The sequence below is a fragment of the Rhizobium sp. SRDI969 genome (assembly GCF_025152725.1).
In the GTDB taxonomy this organism is placed as follows: Bacteria; Pseudomonadota; Alphaproteobacteria; order Rhizobiales; family Rhizobiaceae; genus Rhizobium; species Rhizobium leguminosarum_I.
In genome coordinates this window covers 4,177,766-4,198,278 of record NZ_CP104035.1, presented here as the reverse complement: position 1 = coordinate 4,198,278, position 20,513 = coordinate 4,177,766, and the positions used below count along the sequence as shown (strand labels likewise).

Genomic DNA, 20,513 nt, shown 5'->3' with positions numbered 1-20,513 from the left:
CAAAGATGAACTGACCCGGATGATGTCATGCCGGATCGGGAGACCGGATGATCGACAAGCTGGAATTCTTCATCGCCCTTGCCAATGAAAAGCATTTTGGCCGCGCCGCGGAGGAGTGCGGGATCTCGCAGCCGACGCTTTCGGCTGCCATCCGGCAGCTCGAGGATCAGCTTGGCGTCATGCTGGTGCAGCGCGGTTCGCGGTTCCAGGGGCTGACGCCTGAGGGGCAGCGCGTGCTCGAATGGGCCCGACGCATCGTCGGCGATGCCCGCACCATGCGCGAGGAGATGCGCGCTGCGCGCCGCGGTCTTTCCGGCCACATCCGCCTCGCCGCCATTCCGACCGCGCTTGCCATGCTGTCGCGCATCACCACGCCATTTCAGGAGAGGCATCCCGGCGTGACCTTCTCGATCGTCTCGCGGAATTCGCTGCAGGTGCTGAGCATGCTCGAAAACCTCGAAATCGATGCCGGCATCACCTATCTCGAAAACGAGCCGCTCGGCCGCGTCACGACCGTTCCCCTCTATGCCGAGCGCTATAATCTGATCACGGCTGCAGGCAGCCCGCTGTCCGACCGCGACAGCGTGACCTGGCGAGAGATCGGCGATCTTCGGCTTTGCCTATTGACTGCCGACATGCAGAACCGCCGCATCATCAACCGCCACTTGACGGAAGCGGGCGCCACAGCGCATCCGACGCTCGAATCCAATTCGATGATCGTGTTGTTCTCGCATGTCAGGACTGGACGCTGGGCGAGCATCATGCCGCGCAACGTTGCAAAATCCTTCGGATTTCCAGTGGAAATCCGCATGATCCCGATTGTCGAGCCGGAGGCGCATCATCTGGTCGGCCTTGTTGCGCCTTATCGTGAGCCCTTCACGCCGCTTGTCTCAGCCTTGCTGTACGAGGCGAGGGCACTCGTGCGAGACGAAGAGCTTTGATAGAAAAAACCTATCAAGCAACGAGATAGCTTTATTGATCGCCGGCTGCTTCCCTGAGATGGTGGTTACGGAATAGCACTCGGCCGGGGGAGCCCCGCTGTTTCGCAACGAGCAAGCCGCTGGGAGGGCTGCCTTATGACCATTCATATCGCCGAAGGCGATATTGCAGCGCGCACCCGAGCCATTGTCGCCGATCTTCGCTTTCTCGAAGGGCCGCTGCTTCCCATTCTGCATGAAGTTCAGCAAGAATTCGGTTATGTGCCGCAGGAAGCCATGCCCGTCATCGCGGAGGAATTGAACCTCTCCCGTGCCGAGGTGCATGGCGTGGTGACCTTCTATCACGATTATCGCGATCATCCCGCCGGCCGGCACGTGCTGAAGCTCTGTCGCGCCGAAGCCTGTCAGTCGATGGGCGGCGATGCGCTGGCCGAGCGCGTCAAGACACTGCTCGGCATCGATTTTCATCAGACGACGCTCGACGGCGCCGTGACGCTGGAGCCGGTCTACTGTCTCGGGCTCTGCGCCTGCGGGCCGTCGGCAATGCTCGACGGCGAGGTCTATGGCCGGGTCGACGATCAGACGGCGGTGGAACTCGTCGCGGAGGCGCGCCGATGACGGTCAGGATATATGTTCCGCGCGATGCCGCAGCGCTGGCGCTCGGGGCCGAAAAGGTGGCAAAGGCGATTGCCCAGGAGATCGCCGCCCGCGGCTTCGATGCCGAGATCGTGCGCAACGGCTCGCGCGGAATGTTCTGGCTGGAGCCGCTGGTCGAAGTCGAGGTTGCCGGCAAGCGCATCGGCTATGGACCGGTGAAGTCGAAGGATGTGCCCGATCTGTTCGATGCCGCGATGATTGATGGAGGCGAGCATCGGCTCTGTCTCGGGGAGGTTGAAGACCTCCCGTTCCTCAAGGAACAAACCCGCCTGACCTTCGCCCGGTGTGGCGTCATCGATCCGCTTTCGCTTGGCGATTACGAGGCGCATGGCGGTCTTGCCGGCCTTCGCCGCGCCGTTTCGATGATACCAGTCGATATCGTCAAGGAAGTCACCGATTCCGGCCTGCGCGGACGCGGCGGCGCCGGCTTCCCCACCGGCATCAAGTGGAAGACCGTTCTCGACGCCGCCGGCGAACGCAAATACATCGTTTGCAACGCCGATGAGGGCGATAGCGGCACCTTTGCCGACCGGATGATCATGGAGGGCGATCCCTTCGTGTTGCTCGAGGGCATGGCGATATCGGGGCTTGCGACCGGAGCAACGAAGGGTTTCGTCTATACGCGCTCGGAATATCCGCATGCGATCGCTGTCATGACCGAGGCCGTCGGCATCGCGCGCCAGGCCGGCATTCTCGGGCCATCGGTGCTCGGCTCGGGCCGCGCCTTCGATATCGAAGTGCGCACCGGCGCCGGCGCCTATGTTTGCGGCGAGGAGACAGCCTTGCTCAACAGCCTCGAAGGCAAGCGCGGCGTCGTGCGCGCCAAGCCGCCGCTGCCGGCGCATAAGGGGCTGTTCGACTGTCCGACCGTCATCAACAACGTGATCTCGCTCGCCTCCGTGCCCGTGATCATGGATAAGGGCGCCGCCTTCTATCGGGATTTCGGCATGGGCCGCTCCCGCGGCACGATTCCGCTGCAGATCGCCGGCAATGTCCGATATGGCGGCCTCTTTGAGACGGCCTTCGGTCTTTCGCTCGGAGATATCGTCGACAGGATCGGTGGGGGGACGGCTACGGGACGACCGGTCAAAGCCGTACAGGTCGGCGGACCGCTCGGGGCCTATTTCCCGCGGGCGCTGTTCGACACGCCGTTCGATTACGAAGCCTTCGCCGCCAAGGACGGGCTGATCGGCCATGCTGGCATCGTCGTCTTCGACGACACGGCCGATATGCTGAAACAGGCGCGTTTCGCGATGGAATTCTGCGCCGTCGAAAGCTGCGGCAAGTGCACGCCCTGCCGCATCGGCTCGACGCGCGGCGTGGAGACGGCCGACAAGATCGCGCACGGCATCGAGCCGGAGAAGAACCGGGCGCTGCTTGCCGATCTCTGTAACACGATGAAGTTCGGCTCGCTCTGCGCGCTCGGTGGGTTCACGCCCTATCCGGTGATGAGCGCCATGACGCATTTCCCGGAGGATTTTTCGCCGGCACCTCTGGTGGAGGCGGCGGAATGACGGGGTTTTTTAAAACTTTGCCCCTCACCCTAACCCTCTCCCCGCTTGCGGGGAGAGGGGACGTGCCATACGAGACGTGGCGGGGAACGGAGAGGTTGCGGCGTGTTCCCTTCTCCCCGTTTGCGGGGAGAAGGTGCCGGCAGGCGGATGAGGGGCACGCCCCGAGGCGGCCGACAAGGAAATCTATCGGAGGAGCAATCCATGTCTCTCATCCATGAAATCGACTACGGCACTCCCGCTTCGAAATCCGAAACTATGGTGACGCTCACCATCGACGGACAGCAGATCAGCGTGCCGGAGGGCACCTCCATCATGCGCGCCTCGATGGAGGCCGGTATCGAGGTGCCGAAGCTCTGCGCCACCGACATGGTCGACGCTTTCGGCTCCTGCCGCCTCTGTCTCGTCGAAATCGAGGGCCGGGCCGGAACGCCTGCGTCGTGCACGACGCCGGTGGCGGAAAACATGGTGGTGCACACGCAGACGGGGCGGTTGAAGGATATCCGCCGCGGCGTGATGGAACTCTATATCTCCGACCATCCGCTCGACTGTCTCACCTGCGCTGCCAATGGCGATTGCCAATTGCAGGACATGGCGGGCGCCGTCGGCCTGCGCGACGTACGCTACGGCTACGAGGGCGACAATCACGTCAACGCGCGCAACAACGGCGATATCAATCTGAAATGGATGCCGAAGGACGAATCCAATCCCTATTTCACCTATGATCCCTCCAAATGCATCGTCTGTTCGCTTTGCGTGCGTGCCTGCGAGGAAGTGCAGGGCACTTTCGCGCTGACGATCGAAGGGCGTGGTTTCGGCTCCCGCGTGTCACCTGGCATGCATGAGAATTTCATGGATTCCGAATGCGTTTCCTGCGGCGCCTGCGTCCAGGCCTGTCCGACGGCGACGCTGACGGAGAAATCGGTAATCGAGATCGGTCAGCCGGAGCATTCGGCCATCACCACCTGCGCCTATTGCGGCGTCGGCTGCTCCTTCAAGGCGGAGATGCGCGGCGAGGAACTGGTGCGCATGGTGCCGTGGAAGGAGGGCCAGGCCAATCGCGGGCATTCCTGCGTCAAGGGTCGCTTTGCCTACGGCTATTCCACCCACAAGGATCGCATCCTCAACCCGATGATCCGTGAAAAGGTCAGCGATCCCTGGCGGGAGGTGAGCTGGGACGAGGCCTTCGCGCATGTGGCGTCGGAGTTCCGCCGCATCCAGTATCAATATGGCCGCGACGCGATCGGCGGCATCACCTCCTCACGCTGCACCAATGAGGAAACCTATCTGGTGCAGAAGCTGGTCCGCGCCGGCTTCGGCAACAACAACGTCGACACATGCGCCCGCGTCTGCCATTCGCCGACCGGCTACGGTCTCGGCCAGACATTCGGAACTTCGGCCGGCACACAGAATTTCGACAGCATCGAACATTCGGATGTCGTCGTCATCATCGGCGCCAATCCGACGGATGGCCATCCGGTATTCGCCTCGCGGCTGAAAAAGCGGCTGCGCCAAGGGGCCAAGCTCATCGTCATCGACCCGCGCCGCACCGACATCGTCCGGTCGCCGCATATCGAGGCTTCCTACCACCTGCCGCTGAAGCCGGGCACCAATGTCGCGGTCATGACGGCGCTGGCGCACGTGATCGTCACCGAAGGGCTCTATGACGAGAGGTTCATCCGCGAGCGCTGCGACTGGTCGGAATTCGAGGACTGGGCTGCCTTCGTCGCTGAACCGCAGCGCAGTCCCGAAGAGACGGAAATCTTCACCGGCGTGCCGGCGGCGGATCTGCGCGGTGCGGCAAGACTCTATGCCAAGGGCGGCAATGGCGCACTCTACTACGGCCTCGGCGTCACCGAACACAGCCAGGGCTCGACCACGGTCATCGCGATCGCCAACCTGGCGATGGCGACCGGCAATATCGGCCGTCCCGGCGTCGGCGTGAACCCGCTGCGCGGCCAGAACAATGTGCAGGGTTCCTGCGACATGGGTTCCTTCCCGCACGAACTGCCGGGCTACCGGCACATTTCCGACGATGCGACGCGCGATATCTTCGAAAAGCTCTGGGGCGTGAAGCTCAACAACGAGCCGGGCCTGCGTATTCCGAACATGCTGGATGCGGCAGTCGACGGCTCCTTCAAAGGCATCTACATCCAAGGCGAAGATATCCTGCAGTCTGATCCCGATACCAAACATGTCGCGGCCGGGCTGGCGGCGATGGAATGCGTCGTCGTGCAGGACCTGTTCCTCAACGAGACCGCCAATTACGCCCATGTCTTCCTGCCGGGCTCGACCTTCCTCGAGAAGGACGGCACCTTCACCAATGCCGAGCGCCGCATCAACCGGGTGCGCAAGGTGATGTCGCCGCGCAACGGCTATGGCGACTGGGACGTGACGCAGAAGCTTGCCCAGGCGATGGGGCTCGACTGGAATTACACCCATCCGTCGGAGATCATGGACGAGATCGCCGCGACGACGCCGAGTTTTGCGATGGTCTCCTACGACTATCTCGACAAAATGGGCTCGGTGCAGTGGCCCTGCAACGAGAAGAACCCGCTCGGCTCGCCGATCATGCATGTCAATGGCTTCGTGCGCGGCAAGGGCAAGTTCATCCGCACCGAATATGTGGCGACCGACGAGCGCACCGGCCCGCGCTTCCCGCTGCTGCTGACAACCGGCCGCATCCTCAGCCAGTACAATGTCGGGGCGCAGACACGGCGGACCGAGAATGTCGTCTGGCATGCGGAAGACCGGCTGGAAATCCATCCGTACGATGCCGAGCAGCGCGGCGTTCGCGACGGCGACTGGGTGAAGCTCGGCAGCCGCTCCGGCGATACGACGCTCAGGGCGCTGATTACCGATCGCGTCGCGCCGGGTGTCGTCTATACGACCTTCCATCATCCCAATACGCAGGCGAACGTCATCACCACCGATTTCTCCGACTGGGCGACGAACTGCCCGGAATACAAGGTGACGGCGGTGCAGGTCTCACCCTCCAACGGGCCGAGTGAATGGCAGCTGGAATATGATGAGCAGGCGCGTCAGTCACGTCGCATCGCCGGCAAACTCGAGGCAGCGGAGTGACGATGCGGGGGCGGGGCGGCGTTGTCGGTGAGCCTCCCCCTTCTCCCCAGCGGGGAGAAGGTGCCCGAAGGGCGGATGAGGGGGGCGGCGCGGCAAATGGTGTTGCCCCTCGCTTGCGCTCGGTGCGCTCGCTCCTGTCGTCGCTCGCCCCCTCATCGCCTCGCTTTGCTCGGCACTTCTCCCCGCTGGGGAGAAGGGGGAGCAAGCGATTGACGTTGTCTTCCCAAGAGGCCGAGTTGTGGAGGAGGGTGTCTTTCATCCTGTCGCTGCATGATAAAATTCACCGTCACTGCCCATGCCCCCGAAATCACCCGCCGCAACGGCATCCTGCAGACCGGTTCGCGAATCGTGCCGGAAGAGGTGCCGATCGCCTTTTCCTACGGCGGCAGTTCGCATGCGGTGATGATGGCAACGCCTGCGGATCTCGAGGATTTTGCCGTCGGATTCAGCCTGACCGAAGGGATCATTGCCGGGCCGGCGGAGATATCGGGCATCGAGGTCGTCGATGGTGAGCAGGGGATCGATGTGCAGGTGAGCCTGGTCGACGATGTCGCCGATCGGCTGCGGGCACGGCGCCGCAGCATGGCAGGGCCGGTCGGCTGCGGGCTCTGCGGCATCGAATCGATCGAACAGGCGGTGCGGCCGGTGGCTGACGTTTCGACATCGCCGCTGGCGCTGTCGCATGCGGATATCGTCCGCGCCGTTTCGCTTCTGAACGAGGCACAGCCGCTGCATCGCGAGACACGGGCGGTACATGGCGCCGGGTTCTATCTTCCCAGCAGCGGGCTGATTGCCGTGCGCGAAGATGTCGGCCGGCACAATGCGCTGGACAAGCTCTGCGGCGCCATCATCCGCGCCAGTGAAAGAGGCGCGGACGGCGCCGTCGTCGTCACCAGCCGGCTTTCCGTCGAGATGGTGCAGAAGGCGGCGATCCTCGGCAGCCCGGTGCTCATCGCCATATCGGCGCCGACGGCTCTCGCCATCCGCACGGCCGAAGAAGCCGGCATGACGCTCGTTGCGCTGGTGCGCGGCGAGGATTTCGAGATCTTCACCCACCCGCACCGCATCTCGCCTGGAAGCATTGCCGATGTCGCATGATACCAAGACCAAGCTCGTCTATATGGCAAACCAGATCGCCACCTTCTTCAAGAGCCAGCCGCAAAGCGAGGCCGCGCAGGGGGTCGCCACCCATATCAACAAATTCTGGGACCCGCGCATGCGGCGGCAATTGTTCGAAATTCTGGAGAATGAGGAGAACGGCCTGGATGCGCTCGTGCTTCAGGCCGTTCCTCTGATTAGAAAACCGGAGCCGGTGATACACTAGAGCATTTCCGTTTTTCTCCGAATCACGGAAATGCTCGATCTCTTTGTTTTCATGCAATTCCGGAGAAGGCATCGCTAACCTTCGGCTATCAGAGCCCGGAAAATGATAGTCGCTGCTGAAGGCTGCTTGTGGTGCCGCAATAAAAAACCGCCTCAAGCGGGCGGTTTTCTAATACTCGATCGCATGGTCCGAATCAGGCCGCCAGTTCATCCGTCTCGTTTTCCTTGAACATCTTGGCGAGGTTCAGGAAGCAGATCATGCCATTTTCCGAGGCGATGATGCCTTCGCAATAAGCGCGGTCGAAGGAGGCGGTCACTTCAGGCACCGGCTGGACCTGGCTGGACGAGATGGTGAGAATGTCCGAGACGCGGTCGACCAGCATGCCGATGACCATGCTGTGAACTTCGGCGACGACGATGGCGCTGCGCTCATTGGCGACCGTGCTCTTCATGCCGAGCTTGAAAGCAAGATCGATGATCGGGATCACCGAACCGCGCAGGTTCATGACGCCGATGACATCGGCCGGTGCATGCGGGATCGGCGTCGACGGCGCCCAGCCGCGGATTTCGCGAATGGTCGTGGTCTTGACGCAGAATTCCTGATCATGCAGACGGAAGGCAATAATTTCGAGCGTATCGCCGCTGAAGTTAGTCGAATTGATCGTGGCCATTAGAATTCTTCCCAACTGTCGTAAGCTAGGGCAGAAGCGGATGCGCCACCATTGGCGCGGACAAGCTTTGCCTTCATACCACGCGATGGCTTTGCGCTCGGCGAAGCATCGTTACGGTTATCGACGACATTAGCGAAAGAGTGTTGCCCAAATCTAAATCGGGCGACGAGATTGCGAAAGGTTTTTATCTCGGATGAAAACCAGGCGGTTTTGCTGTCGATCTGTTCCAGCCGATTTTTGGCATTCAGGATCTTCCAGGCTTCTTCGGGATGGCGAAGAAGAATTGCGCCGATTTACTCAGCCTATCGTCTTTTCAATCTGCGAGACGGCCCAATCCACCTGCTCGTTGGTGATGACCAGCGGCGGAGCGAGACGAATCGTATGATCGTGGGTGTCCTTGGCGAGAAGGCCGCGCTCTTTCAGCGCATGGCAATATTGCCGTGCGCCGCCGGCTTCGGGTTCCAGCTCGATGGCCATCATCAGGCCGCGGCCGCGCACGTCCCTGACGATGTTCGAGCGGATCGACCTGAGGCCTTCGATAAAGTAGTCGCCCATGACAGCGGCGTTCTCGATCATGCCCTCTTCCGTCAGCACCTTGAGTGCGGTACGCGCCACCGCGCAGGCGAGCGGATTGCCGCCGAAGGTCGAGCCGTGCTGGCCGGGTTTCAGTACGCCCAAGACTTCGGAATTCGAAAGCACGGCCGACACGGGATAGAAGCCGCCGGACAGCGCCTTGCCGATCAGCGTCACGTCGGCCTCGATGCCTTCGTGCTCCTCGGCCAGCAGCTTGCCGGTACGGCCGAGGCCGGTCTGGATCTCGTCGAGGATGAGGGTGACGTTATTTGCCGTGCAGAGCTCGCGGATGCGGGTGAAATAACCCGCCGGCGGGATGATGACGCCGGCTTCGCCTTGGATCGGCTCGATCAGGGCGGCCACCGTATTTTCGTTGATCGCTGCCTCGAAAGCCTCGGCGTCGCCGAAGGGAATGGTGCGGAAACCTGGCGTATAGGGGCCGAAGCCCGTGCGGGCCTCGGGATCTGTGGAGAAACTGATGATGCTCAGCGTCCGGCCATGGAAATTATCGGCGCAGACGATGATCTCCGCCTTGCCTTCCGGCACGCCCTTGACCTCGTATCCCCATTTGCGCACCGCCTTGATGGCGGTCTCCACTGCCTCGGCGCCGGAATTCATCGGCAGGATCTTGTGTGAGCCGGTGAGAGCCGCAAGCTCTTCGTAGAGATAGGCGAGCTGATCGTTGCGGAAGGCGCGAGAGGTGAGCGTCAGCCTGCCCGCCTGCTCGACCATGGCGGCGAGGATCTTCGGATGGCAATGGCCTTGGTTGACGGCGGAATAGGCCGAGAGGCAATCGAGATAACGGTTGCCGTCGGTATCCCAGACATAAACACCTTCGCCGCGCGTCAGCACCACGTCGAGCGGCTTGTAGTTATGGGCGCCGAGCCGTTGTTCCGTGGCGATCAGTTTTTCCGAAGTATTCATGGTCGTTCTCCCTCCAGAGCATGATGCCGAAAAGTGTAAGCGGTTTTCGGGCAGCATCATGCTCTAACTATTTAATTTAGAACAGGATTCAGATTTTAGGCCGTCCCGGCCTAAAATCATCCTGTTTTATGCGGCGCCTGCCCTATGCGGCGCGTGTCGGACGATCGAAGATGCGGCGGCCAAACAGGCTTGCCGTCAGCTCGACCAGGATGCGGGCGCTCTTGCCGCGATCGTCGAGAAACGGATTGAGCTCGACGAGATCGAGCGACGAGACGAGGCCGCTGTCCGAAAGCATTTCCATCACCAGATGCGCCTCGCGAAAGGTCGCGCCGCCCGGCACCGTTGTGCCGACGCCGGGGGCAATCTCGGGATCGAGGAAATCGAGGTCGAGGCTGACATGCAGCAGGCCGTTCGCCTTGGTGACGACATCGAGGATCTCGCGCATGATGGCGCCGATGCCCTGCTCGTCGATTGCGCGCATGTCGAAGACATTGACGCCGTGTTCGTGGATTTCCTCGCGTTCGCGCGCATCAACCGAACGGATGCCGACCTGGAAGACGTTCTTTGGATCGACGAACGGACGGTCCTTCGGCAGGATCTCGGCGAACTCCGCCTCGCCGCAGAAGAAGGCGACGGGCATGCCGTGAATATTGCCGGAGGGCGACGTTGCCGGAGAATTGAAATCGGCATGGGCATCAAGCCAGAGCACGAAGAGCGGGCGGCCTTTGCTGGCGGCATAGCGGGCCATGCCGGAGACGGTGCCCATAGAAAGGCTGTGGTCGCCGCCGAGAATTAGCGGAAAACGGCCGGAGGCGGCCACGTCGTGGACGCTGCTTTCGAGCGCGCGGGTGAAGGCGCCGACAATCCTCAAATTGTGAGCCTTCGGGTGATTCGGCAGGTCCATCGCCGGCACGATCCTGAGATCACCGATATCGGCGACGTCATGGCCAAGCTCGATCAACGTCTGGTCGACGCCGGCAATGCGCAGGGCGGAAGGGCCCATGGCAGCCCCTCTGCGGCCGGAGCCTTCTTCCAGCGGCGCGCCGATGAGGGTGACAGATCGCGATTGGGCATCCATTTCGAGGGCTCCGTGGTTGTGGCCTGTTTCGACCGATATTGGGGTAAAGTGCTGGTAGCAAAAAGATGGAAAAACGTCAGAAATGGACTATGATTGCGCAGATTGATAAATCTATTTTGACAAAGTGGGCAGCGTGGACGATCTCGACACCGAACTTCTCAGTGCACTTCGCCATAACGCCCGGATTTCCGTCTCGTCGCTTGCCGCGACGACAGGTGCATCGCGGGCGACAGTTGCCGCCCGTATCGACCGGCTGGTCGCCAGCGGCACCATTGTCGGCTTCACCATTCGCACCGGCCATGAGACGCGGTCCGCCGGCGTGCGCGCCATCGTCATGATCGAGGTGCTGGGCAAGCTCGCCGACAGGGTGGCCGATCAGTTGAGGGGCCTGCCGCAGGTGCGCGCGCTTCACAGCACCAACGGCAAATGGGATTTCGTCGCCGAGCTCGAGGATCGCGATCTTGCCGCCTTCGACGAGACGCTGCGCCGCATCCGGCTGATCAACGGCATCAATTCGACCGAGACCAACATCCTTCTCAAGACAAGCAAAACCGGTTTCTAAGCCGGCTTAAAGCTTGTGCATGCTGTCCGCAAACTGCTGCATAGCTTCGGGAGGATGCATCAGTATTCTCGTTCGTAGACAATCCCGGCTTCGCCCTCACCGTTGCCACCGGCCCCTCCGCGCAGCTTGACGCCGCGGCCGACATCGAGGTTGATCACCGCCTTGGCGCCGGCCGAACCGCCCTGCTGCAATTCGAAATAGGTGCGATCGTTGAGATAGCGGCCGACGCTGACGCTCGTCTGGCCCTTGGAATCGGTGCTGACGTCGAAATCGTCGACGCCGAGTTGATTGCGTAGGCCTTCGAAAAGCGAGGTGGAGCGGTTGCCGGCCAGCTGACTGACGGCATCGGCGAGCTGAGCGATCTGCACCGGCGAGAGCTTCGACATCGACTGGCCGAAGATCAGCTGTGCCAGCACCTCGTCCTGCGGCAGCTCGGGCGAGGAGGAGAAAGTGATTGCGGGATCGGTGGCAAGGCCCGCGACGTCGACGGTCAGCGTCGTCGTGCCGGAGGACGATGTCGCTTCCATATCGAGCGCCGGCGTCAAGTCGCCGGCAAAAGTGATCCTGCTCTTGTCAGAGAAGTCCAGGCGGCGGTTGAGAATGGTCAGGCGGCCGCGGCGCATGGTGAAACCGCCGGTCACGATGGGTGCAGCCGCCGTTCCGCGGATCGTCACCTGGCCGCCGAGTTCGGCGTCGATGCCGCGGCCGCGAACGAAGATATGCGAAGGCGCGTCGATTTCGAGATCCAGCGTGATCACGGAGGATTTCTCCCCAGGTTTGCGCTCGCCGTTATCGCGCATCTGCGCAAGCACGGCGCGCGGCGCATTCTTGTGCCGGATGTCGATTTCTCTCAGCGAGGTCGGCAGTTTTTCCGGGACCGTGATTGAGGTCTTATCCAGCAGCAGTTTGCCGCTCAGCGTCGCACTGGCGATCGGCCCGCGCAGGCCGACCGTGCCGTTGACGGTCGAGACGACAAGCGTTCCATCGACGTAGACCGCCTTGTCGAGCTTGATCGAAATGTCGGCGGGAAAGCCGCCAGCCGGCTGGATGCCGATCGTGCCGCTTGCAGAAATCGTGCCGCCGCCGCCAAGGTTGCCGCTGAGACGCGATATTACGGCCTGGCTGCCATTGAAGGTTACGGTTGCCGCGAGATTGTTGACCGCCAGATTGCGCCGGACGTCGACGAGCTTGGCGCCGTTGGTCGAGACCGTGCCATTGATGACGGGTGCTGCGGCCGTTCCGCCAATCTGGAGATTGACAGTGGCGACGCCGTCCGCGACGAGGCCCTGCTGCGCGAGCGGGGCGCCGAGCACGGCAAAGGGAAGATTGCCTGTGAAGTGCATGTCGATGGCGCGATTGCCTGTGATCACGACACTGCCGCCGCCCTTCAGCGACATGCCGGCGTCACCGGCAAGGCTGGTGTCGACCGTCAGCTTGTTTCCGGCAAGTTTGCCTGACGCACCGATGGTGAACGGCGAAAGGCCGGCGCCTTTTGTCTGGCTCGTCCCTGCGTTCTTCCAGTCGACCTTGAAATCGACCGACGGCGCCGATAGCGCGCCGGTGGCCTTTACGGTCGCCGAGACCGCGCCCTCGGCGGCAAGGCCGGGAACGAAGCCGTTGGCGATGTCGGCCGGAACATTGGTGGCGTTCGCCGTGACGTCGACCGAGCGGATCGACGTGCCTGCGATCGAAAGATCGCCGGCTGCTTTCAGCGCCATGCCGCCGCCGCCAGTCAGGTTCGCGTCGAAATCCAGCCTGTCACCGGCATATTTTCCCGTTGCCGCCAGCGCGAGGCGGGACAGGCCGGCAGCCTTGGTGTGGCTGGTCGCGGCATCTTTCCAGTCGAGCTTGAAGTCGACGATCGGATTGGCCGGCGTTCCCGACGTTATGGCGCTTGCCGAAAGCGTGCCTTCGGCACCGAGGCCGGGAACGAAGGCATTTGCGATATTTGCCGGCAGCGCCGGGATATCGGCATTGATCGAAAGGTCCCGGATGGCGGTTCCCGCGATCGTGACGCCGCCCTTTGCCTTGGCCAACACGCCGTCCTTGCCGGCGAGATTAGCGTCGAAATCGACCCGGTCATTGGCGAACTTGCCGGATGCCGCAGCGTTCAAGCCCAAAAGGCCGCTGCTCTTGGTCTGGGCGGTCGCGGCGTTCTTCCAGTCGAGCTTGAAATCGACCGCCGGCTTTGGAAGTGTGCCAGAAGCCGATGCCGTTCCCGAGACGGTGCCTTCTGCGGCAAGACCCGGGACGAAGCCGTTGGCGAGGCCTGCCGGAAGGTTGGCGAGATCGGCCTTGACGTCAAGGTTGCGAACCGACGTGCCTGAAATCGCAACGTTGCCGGCGGCCTTCAGCGAAAGGCCGCCCTGGCCGGCGAGATTGGTATCGAAATCGAGCCGGTTGTCGGCAAAGTGTCCCGATGCGGCAAGTGCCAGGCCGGAGAGGTGCGCGAGTCGGGTCTGGCTGGTCGCAGCGTCGGTCCAGTCGAGCTTGAAGTCGGCTTTCGGTGCGGCGAATGTTCCGGCGGCGGACATGGTGCCGGAAATCGTGCCGCCGGCCGCGAGATCGGGAACGAAGGCATTTGCGAGGCTGGCGGGAAGCTTGGCGATCTCGGCATCGACCTTGATGCTGTCGATCGCCGTACCAGCCAATGCGACATTGCCGATGGCCTTTAGTGAAAGGTCTTTATCGCCGCTGACTGCCGCGTTGAAATCAAGCTTGTTTTCCGCAAATTTTCCCGATGCGGTCACGCCGAGCGCTGCAAGGCCGGCCCGTTTCGTGTGGCTCGTCGCAGCATCTTTCCAATTGAGATCGAAATCGGCATTCGGGGCGGAGAGCGACCCGCTGACCGAGATCTTTCCTGAGATCGCGCCTTCGGCGGCGAGATCGGCGACGAAGTCGTTTGCGATGTTTGCGGGAACATTGGCCAGCGCGGCGTCGACTTTGACGTCGCTGATTGTCGTGCCCGTGATGGCGACATTGCCCTTTGCCGTCAGCGAGAGGCTGTTGGCGCCGCCGATCACCGTGTCGAAATCGAGCTTATTATCTGCAAGTTTTCCCGATGCGGTCACGCCGAGCGCTGCAAGGCCGGCGCGTTTCGTCTGGCTCGTCGCGGCATTCTTCCAATTCAGATCGAAATTGGCGGTCGGGGCGGAAAGAGAGCCGCTGGCAGAGACCGTTCCCGAGATCGCGCCTTCGGCGGCGAGATCGGCGACGAAGTCGTTTGCGATGTTTGCGGGAACATTGGCCAGCGCGGCATCGACTTTCACGTTGCCGATTGTCGTGCCCGTGATGGCGACATTGCCGTTTGCCTTTAAGGAGAGGCTGTTGGCGCCGACGATCACCGTGCTGAAATCGAGCTTATTATCCGCAAGTTTTCCTGATGCGGTCATGCCGAGCGCTACAAGGCCAGCCCGTTTCGTGTGGCTGGTCGCAGCATCTTTCCAATTGAGATCGAAATCGGCATTCGGGGCGGTGAGCGACCCGCTGGCCGCGATCTTTCCTGAGATCGCGCCTTCGGCGGAGAGATCGGCGACGAAGCTGTTTGCGATATTTGCGGGAACATTCGCCAGTGCGGCGTCGACCGTGACATTGCCGATCGTCGTGCCCGTGATGGCGACATCGCCGGTTGCCTTTAAGGAGAGGCTGTTGGCGCCGACGATCACCGTGTCGAAATCGAGCTTGTTTTCGGTGAATTTTCCTGATGCGGTCACGCCGAGCGCTGCAAGGCCCGCACGCTTCGTCTGGCTCGTCGCAGCGTCTTTCCAATCGAGATCGAAATCGGCACTCGGGGCGGAGAGCGACCCGCTGGCGGAGATCTTTCCAGAGATCGCGCCTTCGGCGGCGAGATCGGGGACGAAGCTGTTTGCGATATTTGCCGGAACATTCGCCAGTGCGGCATCGACCGTGACGTTACCGATCGTCGTACCCGTGATGGCGATATTGCCGTTTGCCTTCAGCGAGAGACTGTTGGCACCGCCAATCGCCGTGTTGAAATCGAGCTTGTTGTCGCCGAATTTTCCGGATGCCTTGACGGCGAGGTCGGCAAGGCCCGCACGCTTCGTCTGGCTGGTCGCAGCACTTTTCCAATCGAGATCGAAATTGGCGGTGGGAGCAGCGAGCGAGCCGGAGGCGGCCAGTTTTCCTGTAATCGTGCCTTCGGCGGCGAGATCGGGAACGAAGCCATTGGCAATGCGGGCAGGCAGGTTGAGGATATCGGCATTGACATCAAGCACCGGCGCCTTCGGGTCGGCGAGCGCGACATTGCCGGCTGCCTTCAGCGACAGTCCGTCATTGCTGCCAATCGTCGTGTCGAAATCGAGCTTGTTGTCGGCGAATTTGCCACCGGCGGTGATGCCGAGCGGTGCCAGGCCCGCCCCCTTTATCTGGCCCGTCGTCGCATCCTTCCAGTCGAGCTTGAAGTCGGCGACCGGTGCTGCCGGCGTTCCGGTTACGGCAATCGTTCCGGAGATCGTGCCGCCGGCTGAAAGGTTGGGCACGAAACCGTTGGCGAGCGCTGCCGGCAGCTCGTGGATGTCTGCATCGAGCTTCAGCGTTTCACCGGCGGAACCGGTGACAGTCACCGAACCGGTGCCGGTCTTCAGCGTCAGTCCGTTCAGACTGGCGGCACCGCCGCCGATGGTGACCTGCGTCGGTGCGGCAAGCTCGATCGGGATATTGCGGGGGCTTGCCGAAAAGCGATCGAGGTTCAGCTGCATCGTACCGGCCGCCGCCTCGATATTGCCGGCCGCCAGCACGGGATTGCCGTCATAGGCAGCATCGAGATGGAAGTCGGTATGGTCTTGCTGCTTGGTAAAATCGAGCGAAAACCCGGCCAGCCTGTTCGTTCCGACACTCACCTCCGCGGCCTTGACCGTACCTTTTGCGGCAAGGGCTTTGAGATCGCTGACCGTGACATCGATATCCGGCTTGGTGATCGCAAGCGTATCACGGCGGATCGATCCGCCTGTTGCAAGCAGCTTGAGCGCAATCCTGCCGCTATCGCTGCTCACGCCAAGCGACCCCTTGAGATCACCGTCGGCTTTCTGTCCGCCGAGTGCGGCAAGCAGGCCGACATTGGGGAAATCGAAAGTCAGTGCGCCTGTTGGCTCCAGGGAAGGCGAGAATTCCACATTGCCGGTCAGCCGGTTGCCGCCGATATCAGCGGTCAAAGCCGGAATACTCGTCTTGCCGTCCCGCGAACTGATGTCACCGTTGATGCCGATCGGCTGGCCGTCGATCGTGCCGGTGGCGGCGATCCTGCCCTGCGGCGCCTTGGGATCGGCGAGCCCTGACAGGTCGATATTCAGATTGCCGAGCACGCGGTCGGCCATTTCAAGGCTGGCGGCCTTCAGATTGGCCGTCACCGAGATTGCCGGGAGCTCACCGCCAACTCTCAATGCATAACCCGCGCCACCACTGGCGCCGGGGATGAGCTTGCCGATGTCAGGCAACCGGCCGGAGAGATCGGCATTCAACATCCCGCCGTCGAGCGCGACGTTGCCGGCGGCTTCGAGCGTGCCGGATTTCAGGACGATGTTGGACAGCGCGAATTTTGACGGGATGGTGCCGACCATCTGGCTTTCGAACGAGATCGGTCCGTCGAACCTGCTTGTCACCGCAGCCGGCAGGGCTGCCGGGTCGATGGTGAGCTTGAGGTTGCCGGTCAGCGCCTTGTCTGCCAGCCGATAGGAGCCGTTGAGGCCGCCGTTGATATTGGCGCTTTCGACGGTGGTGGCGTTGAAGCCGATGCCACTGGGCGAGATCTGCAGCGGCGAGGCGATCGTGACCGGGCCCTGGACGGCGCGATTGAGGTTCGGGTCGGAGAAGGTTACGTCGCCGGCAACGAGGCGCAGCTGGACGCTGCCGGAACGGGCGGCGAGATTGAAGGCGTCGCTCTTTGCGGTCAGCTTGATATTGCCGATATTGGCCTGCGGGAGGGTTGCGGTGTCGAGCGAGCCGCTGACGTTCAGCCGGGCCGCCTGCGCATCGCCTGTCAGTGCCAGGTTGAGGCCAGAAATGAGGAAGCGCGCTTCGCCTTCGGCGAGCGGCCAGCGGAAATCGACGGGCCCCGACGTGCCGAGCAGATTGGCGTTCAGGCTGTTATTGCCGGCCGGATCGAGGGTGCCCGAGGCGGCGATCACCACGCTGCCGGTGGCGATATTGCCGGTCTGGATATCGATCTTGCCGTGATTGTCGAAGGTCGTGGCAAGATCGATATTGGTCTGGCCGGCAAAAAGCGGCCGGAATGCCGATGGAAGCAGCGAGCTCAGGTCACCGCCACCCTTGAGGTCGAGATGGTGCAGCCCGTCTGCCGTGATCTGATGCCGGGCCTCGATTGCGGCGCGCTGCTGCCCGTCGAGGGCGGCCTGCACTTTGCCTTTCCAATCGGATATCGGCCCCTGGCCGTCGAGATCAATGTTGACGGCCGGGCTGTCCGGCAAGCCGAGAAAGCCCGCCAGCAGCCCGCCCTTCGGCTCGGACAGTTGCGCCTTCAACCGCAGCCGGTTTTCGGCCGGCGCAAAGGCGATGTCGGCGGCAAGCCGCGCATCCGGGACCGCGTGACGGCTGACATTGACGACGGCCTCGCCGCCATCGCCATTTGCCGAAAGGCTGCCCTCGGCGGCGAGCGCAAAGGCGCGGCCGGCAACAGGTGCGGCAAGTTTGATATCGGGCAGCGCGACACGGTCTATATCGACCTTGATCGGAAGATTAAATCCGCCGGAATTTTCAGCTCCGGGCCGCGAGGGGAGGGTGCGCACCGGCTTGCGCAGCACGTTGATCGCTTCGATCTCGAAGCGTTTGGCATGGAAAGTTCCCGTCAGCAGCGCAAGCGGATTCCAGTCGATCGCGACGCCATGAATTTCCGCAAAGACGCCCCTGGTGTCGGAGATGGAAATCTCGGCGGCCCGCAGCCCGCCGGTCAAAAGGCCTTGCGGTTCGCGAACCTCGATCGTCATGTCGCGGTTGGAAAGCGTGGAGGCTATCTTTTCGGTGACGATGCGAGCACCAAAACTGGTGAAGCCGAAGATCGCCAGCGCTACGACGGCGAGAATCAAAGTGGCACCGACGGCATAGCCGGTGAGCCGTACGATCCAGTTGACGATTTTTGCCAGCGTTTGCATCGGCGCGGACACTACCCCGTTTTCATGACGGCTCACAGATCGGAAAACACGAGCGGCATCGGCAACCCTAGAAGGATTGGCCAATGCCGGCGTAGATTCCGTAATCTGTGCCATCTTCGTACTTGTTTAGCGGCACGGCAAAATCAAGCCGCAGCGGGCCGAAAGGCGTTGCATATCGTATTCCGGCGCCGGCGCCGGCGCGGATATCGGAAAAACCCGGAAAGGTGCTGTCCGATACCGTGCCGACATCGACGAAGGGCACGATGCCGATCGTATCGGTGATCTTGATGCGGGCCTCCAGCGAACCGGTCACATAAGAGCGGCCGCCGGTGGCATCGCCATTGTCGTTATAAGGCGAGATTTCCTGATAGCTGTATCCGCGCACAGAACCGCCGCCGCCGGCAAAGAAGCGCTGGGTGGCGGGAATGTCCCCAATGCTATCGCCGCCGATCAGGACGCCGGCGGCAACCTTGCCGGCAAGCACCAGGCCGTCTTCCTGGCCGAACGGCAAATAGCCGGAAATCGAGCCCTCGAATGCCGCATAGGGCGTGGCGTTGAAGATTTCGTAGCCAGGCTTTGCCGAGAATGTCGCGCGATAGCCCTCTGTCGGGTTGAACTTGTCGTCGCGTGCATCGCGATCATATTTGATCGGCAAGGCAAAAGTCAGATAGTCGTTCGTGCCGAAGGCGTCGTCGTCGCGCTCCCAGCTGACCTCGCCGCTCGCCGAGACGGTGTCCCGGTCGGTCAGCTCGTAGGAAAGGCCGAGCGAGGCGGTGACGAGCGTCGCGTTATAGGCATCCGGATTTTCGGTCTTGGCGACGATGCCGGCCTTCAGGGTGGCGGCAGGAAAGAAGGCGCCGGGCTTGGTGAAGAGGATGCCGGCGGAATAGTCGAGGCTGCCGACATCCGTCGTTTCGCCAAGCCTGGAGACCGATCCCTCGATCCTCAGCGTTTCGGCTTCGCCGAACAGGTTGCGGTGGCCCCAATAACCCTGAACACCGAAGCCGTCGGTGGTGGAATATTGCGCGCCGACGCCGAAGTAGCGCCTTTTGCCCTCGGAAACCTCGATCGTCATCGGCAAGGTGCCGTCAGGCGCCAATGCATCCCCTTGGTGGATGGTGACGCTCGAAAAGACGCCGAGGGCGCGAAGGCGCTCGCCGGCTTTCTTCAGTGCTTCCGGGGAATAGGCTTCGCCCTTGTTCAGCCGGGAATAACGCTGGATGAAAGTCGGCTTGACGGTCTTTTCGCCGGTGACGCCCACATCGCCGATCGGGGCGACGGGACCGCCCTCGGCAGCAAGGACGATATCGACGGTATCGCTGTTGTGATCGGCGACGACCTTGCGTTCGGTCAACTTGGCAAACGGCCGACCTTCGCTCTTCAATTGTTCGACAATCTTGTCGCCGGCCTTGATGATGGCGAGCGAGCCGGCCTCAGCGCCCGGGGCGAGATCGTAATCGGCGGGATTATGGTTTGCGGCATCGCCGCCGAACTGAACTTCCCTGACCTTGAAAACCGGGCCGGGAGCAATGTCGACGGTGACGCGGATCGGGCCGGACCGGTCGAATGTCGGATTGGGTGGCAGGTCGTCGATATTCTTGCCGTCGATGGTGATCGTCACCAGGCCGCCATAACGGGCCTTTTCATAGAGAGTGGCGATCAGGCGCTCTCGGTCGTCGCGCGCCTTGACGACGATGCCGAGATCGCCGGACACCGGCTGCTTCTGGTCGCTGACGAGACGGGAACTGTTTTCCAGCGCTTCTTTCAGGTCGGGATCGGCGGTATCGGCTTTAAGGTCGACGTGGTAGCGCACCGGATCGGGCACCTGTTCGCCTTCGTCTTCTTCTTTGCCGAAAATGGTGATGCCGAAAAGCTTGAAGGCGTAAGCGTCGCCGATCAGGACCGGTGAGAACGCAGCTGCCGCTGCGACCACCATCATGGTGCCTGTTCGCCGATACGCAGTACTTGTTTTCGGACCTGTCCCTCTAATCCGCATCCGCCGCTTTTGGTTACGCCTATGATGAAGCTTCGTTGCCCAGCCGTGAACAGCTTAGCGATAAAATCGCGC

The 20,513-nt window shown here is 62.0% G+C and carries 11 protein-coding genes and 2 pseudogenes; 7 read left to right on the top strand and 6 right to left on the bottom strand.

All coding sequences use genetic code 11. From position 1 onward, the window contains the following. Positions 1 to 47 precede the first annotated feature (47 nt). The 6 genes from N2A41_RS20760 (at position 48) to N2A41_RS20735 (ending at position 7,514) form a co-directional block, all read left to right on the top strand. Entirely contained in the window at positions 48 to 941 is an 894-nt protein-coding gene (locus N2A41_RS20760) for a LysR family transcriptional regulator (RefSeq protein WP_162116839.1), read from the top strand. Positions 942 to 1,076: 135 nt separating this feature from the next. Then, on the top strand, positions 1,077 to 1,556 hold the full coding sequence (locus N2A41_RS20755) for a formate dehydrogenase subunit gamma (protein ID WP_162116838.1): 480 nt from the start codon (positions 1,077 to 1,079) through the stop codon (positions 1,554 to 1,556). Then, positions 1,553 to 3,109, top strand: a complete 1,557-nt coding sequence (locus N2A41_RS20750) for a formate dehydrogenase beta subunit (protein ID WP_260109600.1) — start codon at positions 1,553 to 1,555, stop codon at positions 3,107 to 3,109. Before N2A41_RS20755 ends, N2A41_RS20750 begins: the two co-directional genes overlap by 4 nt. Before the next feature lie 201 nt (positions 3,110 to 3,310). Further along, entirely contained in the window at positions 3,311 to 6,190 is a 2,880-nt protein-coding gene (gene fdhF, locus N2A41_RS20745; RefSeq protein WP_260109599.1) for a formate dehydrogenase subunit alpha, read from the top strand. A 273-nt stretch (positions 6,191 to 6,463) separates the two neighbouring features. Then, positions 6,464 to 7,288, top strand: coding sequence for a formate dehydrogenase accessory sulfurtransferase FdhD (gene fdhD, locus N2A41_RS20740; RefSeq protein ID WP_260111081.1), 825 nt, complete (start codon positions 6,464 to 6,466; stop codon positions 7,286 to 7,288). Continuing rightward, positions 7,278 to 7,514: a formate dehydrogenase subunit delta gene (locus N2A41_RS20735; RefSeq protein ID WP_017966293.1), complete on the top strand. Its 237-nt coding sequence runs from the start codon at positions 7,278 to 7,280 to the stop codon at positions 7,512 to 7,514. The genes fdhD and N2A41_RS20735 overlap by 11 nt, the downstream gene beginning before the upstream one ends. 193 nt (positions 7,515 to 7,707) lie before the next feature. Here N2A41_RS20735 and N2A41_RS20730 read toward each other — a convergent pair whose 3' ends face one another. The 3 genes from N2A41_RS20730 to rocF form a co-directional block, all read right to left on the bottom strand. Beyond that, a complete protein-coding gene (locus tag N2A41_RS20730; protein ID WP_003543427.1) occupies positions 7,708 to 8,184 on the bottom strand; it encodes a chemotaxis protein CheW in 477 nt (158 codons plus the stop codon). A 297-nt stretch (positions 8,185 to 8,481) separates the two neighbouring features. Next, complete coding sequence (gene rocD, locus N2A41_RS20725) at positions 8,482 to 9,681, bottom strand: ornithine--oxo-acid transaminase (RefSeq protein ID WP_260109598.1); 1,200 nt, start codon at positions 9,679 to 9,681, stop codon at positions 8,482 to 8,484. A gap of 142 nt (positions 9,682 to 9,823) precedes the next feature. Beyond that, positions 9,824 to 10,759: an arginase gene (rocF, locus tag N2A41_RS20720; RefSeq protein ID WP_170257092.1), complete on the bottom strand. Its 936-nt coding sequence runs from the start codon at positions 10,757 to 10,759 to the stop codon at positions 9,824 to 9,826. Positions 10,760 to 10,883: 124 nt separating this feature from the next. Here rocF and N2A41_RS20715 point away from each other — a divergent pair, with 124 nt between their 5' ends. Continuing rightward, entirely contained in the window at positions 10,884 to 11,321 is a 438-nt protein-coding gene (locus tag N2A41_RS20715; protein ID WP_222293001.1) for an Lrp/AsnC family transcriptional regulator, read from the top strand. 59 nt (positions 11,322 to 11,380) lie between these two features. Here N2A41_RS20715 and N2A41_RS33465 read toward each other — a convergent pair. The 3 genes and pseudogenes from N2A41_RS33465 to N2A41_RS20705 all read right to left on the bottom strand — a co-directional run. Continuing rightward, a pseudogene (locus N2A41_RS33465) lies at positions 11,381 to 14,980 on the bottom strand (translocation/assembly module TamB domain-containing protein); the annotation flags it as partial. A gap of 441 nt (positions 14,981 to 15,421) precedes the next feature. Beyond that, a pseudogene (locus N2A41_RS33460) lies at positions 15,422 to 18,445 on the bottom strand (translocation/assembly module TamB domain-containing protein); the annotation flags it as partial. Between the two features lie 67 nt (positions 18,446 to 18,512). Continuing rightward, complete coding sequence (locus tag N2A41_RS20705; protein WP_170260961.1) at positions 18,513 to 20,441, bottom strand: autotransporter assembly complex protein TamA; 1,929 nt, start codon at positions 20,439 to 20,441, stop codon at positions 18,513 to 18,515. Positions 20,442 to 20,513: the final 72 nt, after the last annotated feature.

Excerpts from the sequence above, each read along its gene's own strand:
- N2A41_RS20760 (WP_162116839.1), top strand. The coding sequence starts at position 48 with ATGATCGACAAGCTGGAATTCTTCATCGCCCTTGCCAATGAAAAGCAT.
- N2A41_RS20755 (WP_162116838.1), top strand. The coding sequence starts at position 1,077 with ATGACCATTCATATCGCCGAAGGCGATATTGCAGCGCGCACCCGAGCC.
- N2A41_RS20750 (WP_260109600.1), top strand. The coding sequence starts at position 1,553 with ATGACGGTCAGGATATATGTTCCGCGCGATGCCGCAGCGCTGGCGCTC.
- fdhF (WP_260109599.1), top strand. The coding sequence starts at position 3,311 with ATGTCTCTCATCCATGAAATCGACTACGGCACTCCCGCTTCGAAATCC.
- N2A41_RS20735 (WP_017966293.1), top strand. The coding sequence starts at position 7,278 with ATGTCGCATGATACCAAGACCAAGCTCGTCTATATGGCAAACCAGATC.
- N2A41_RS20730 (WP_003543427.1), bottom strand. The coding sequence starts at position 8,184 with ATGGCCACGATCAATTCGACTAACTTCAGCGGCGATACGCTCGAAATT.
- rocD (WP_260109598.1), bottom strand. The coding sequence starts at position 9,681 with ATGAATACTTCGGAAAAACTGATCGCCACGGAACAACGGCTCGGCGCC.
- rocF (WP_170257092.1), bottom strand. The coding sequence starts at position 10,759 with ATGGATGCCCAATCGCGATCTGTCACCCTCATCGGCGCGCCGCTGGAA.
- N2A41_RS20705 (WP_170260961.1), bottom strand. The coding sequence starts at position 20,441 with ATGCGGATTAGAGGGACAGGTCCGAAAACAAGTACTGCGTATCGGCGA.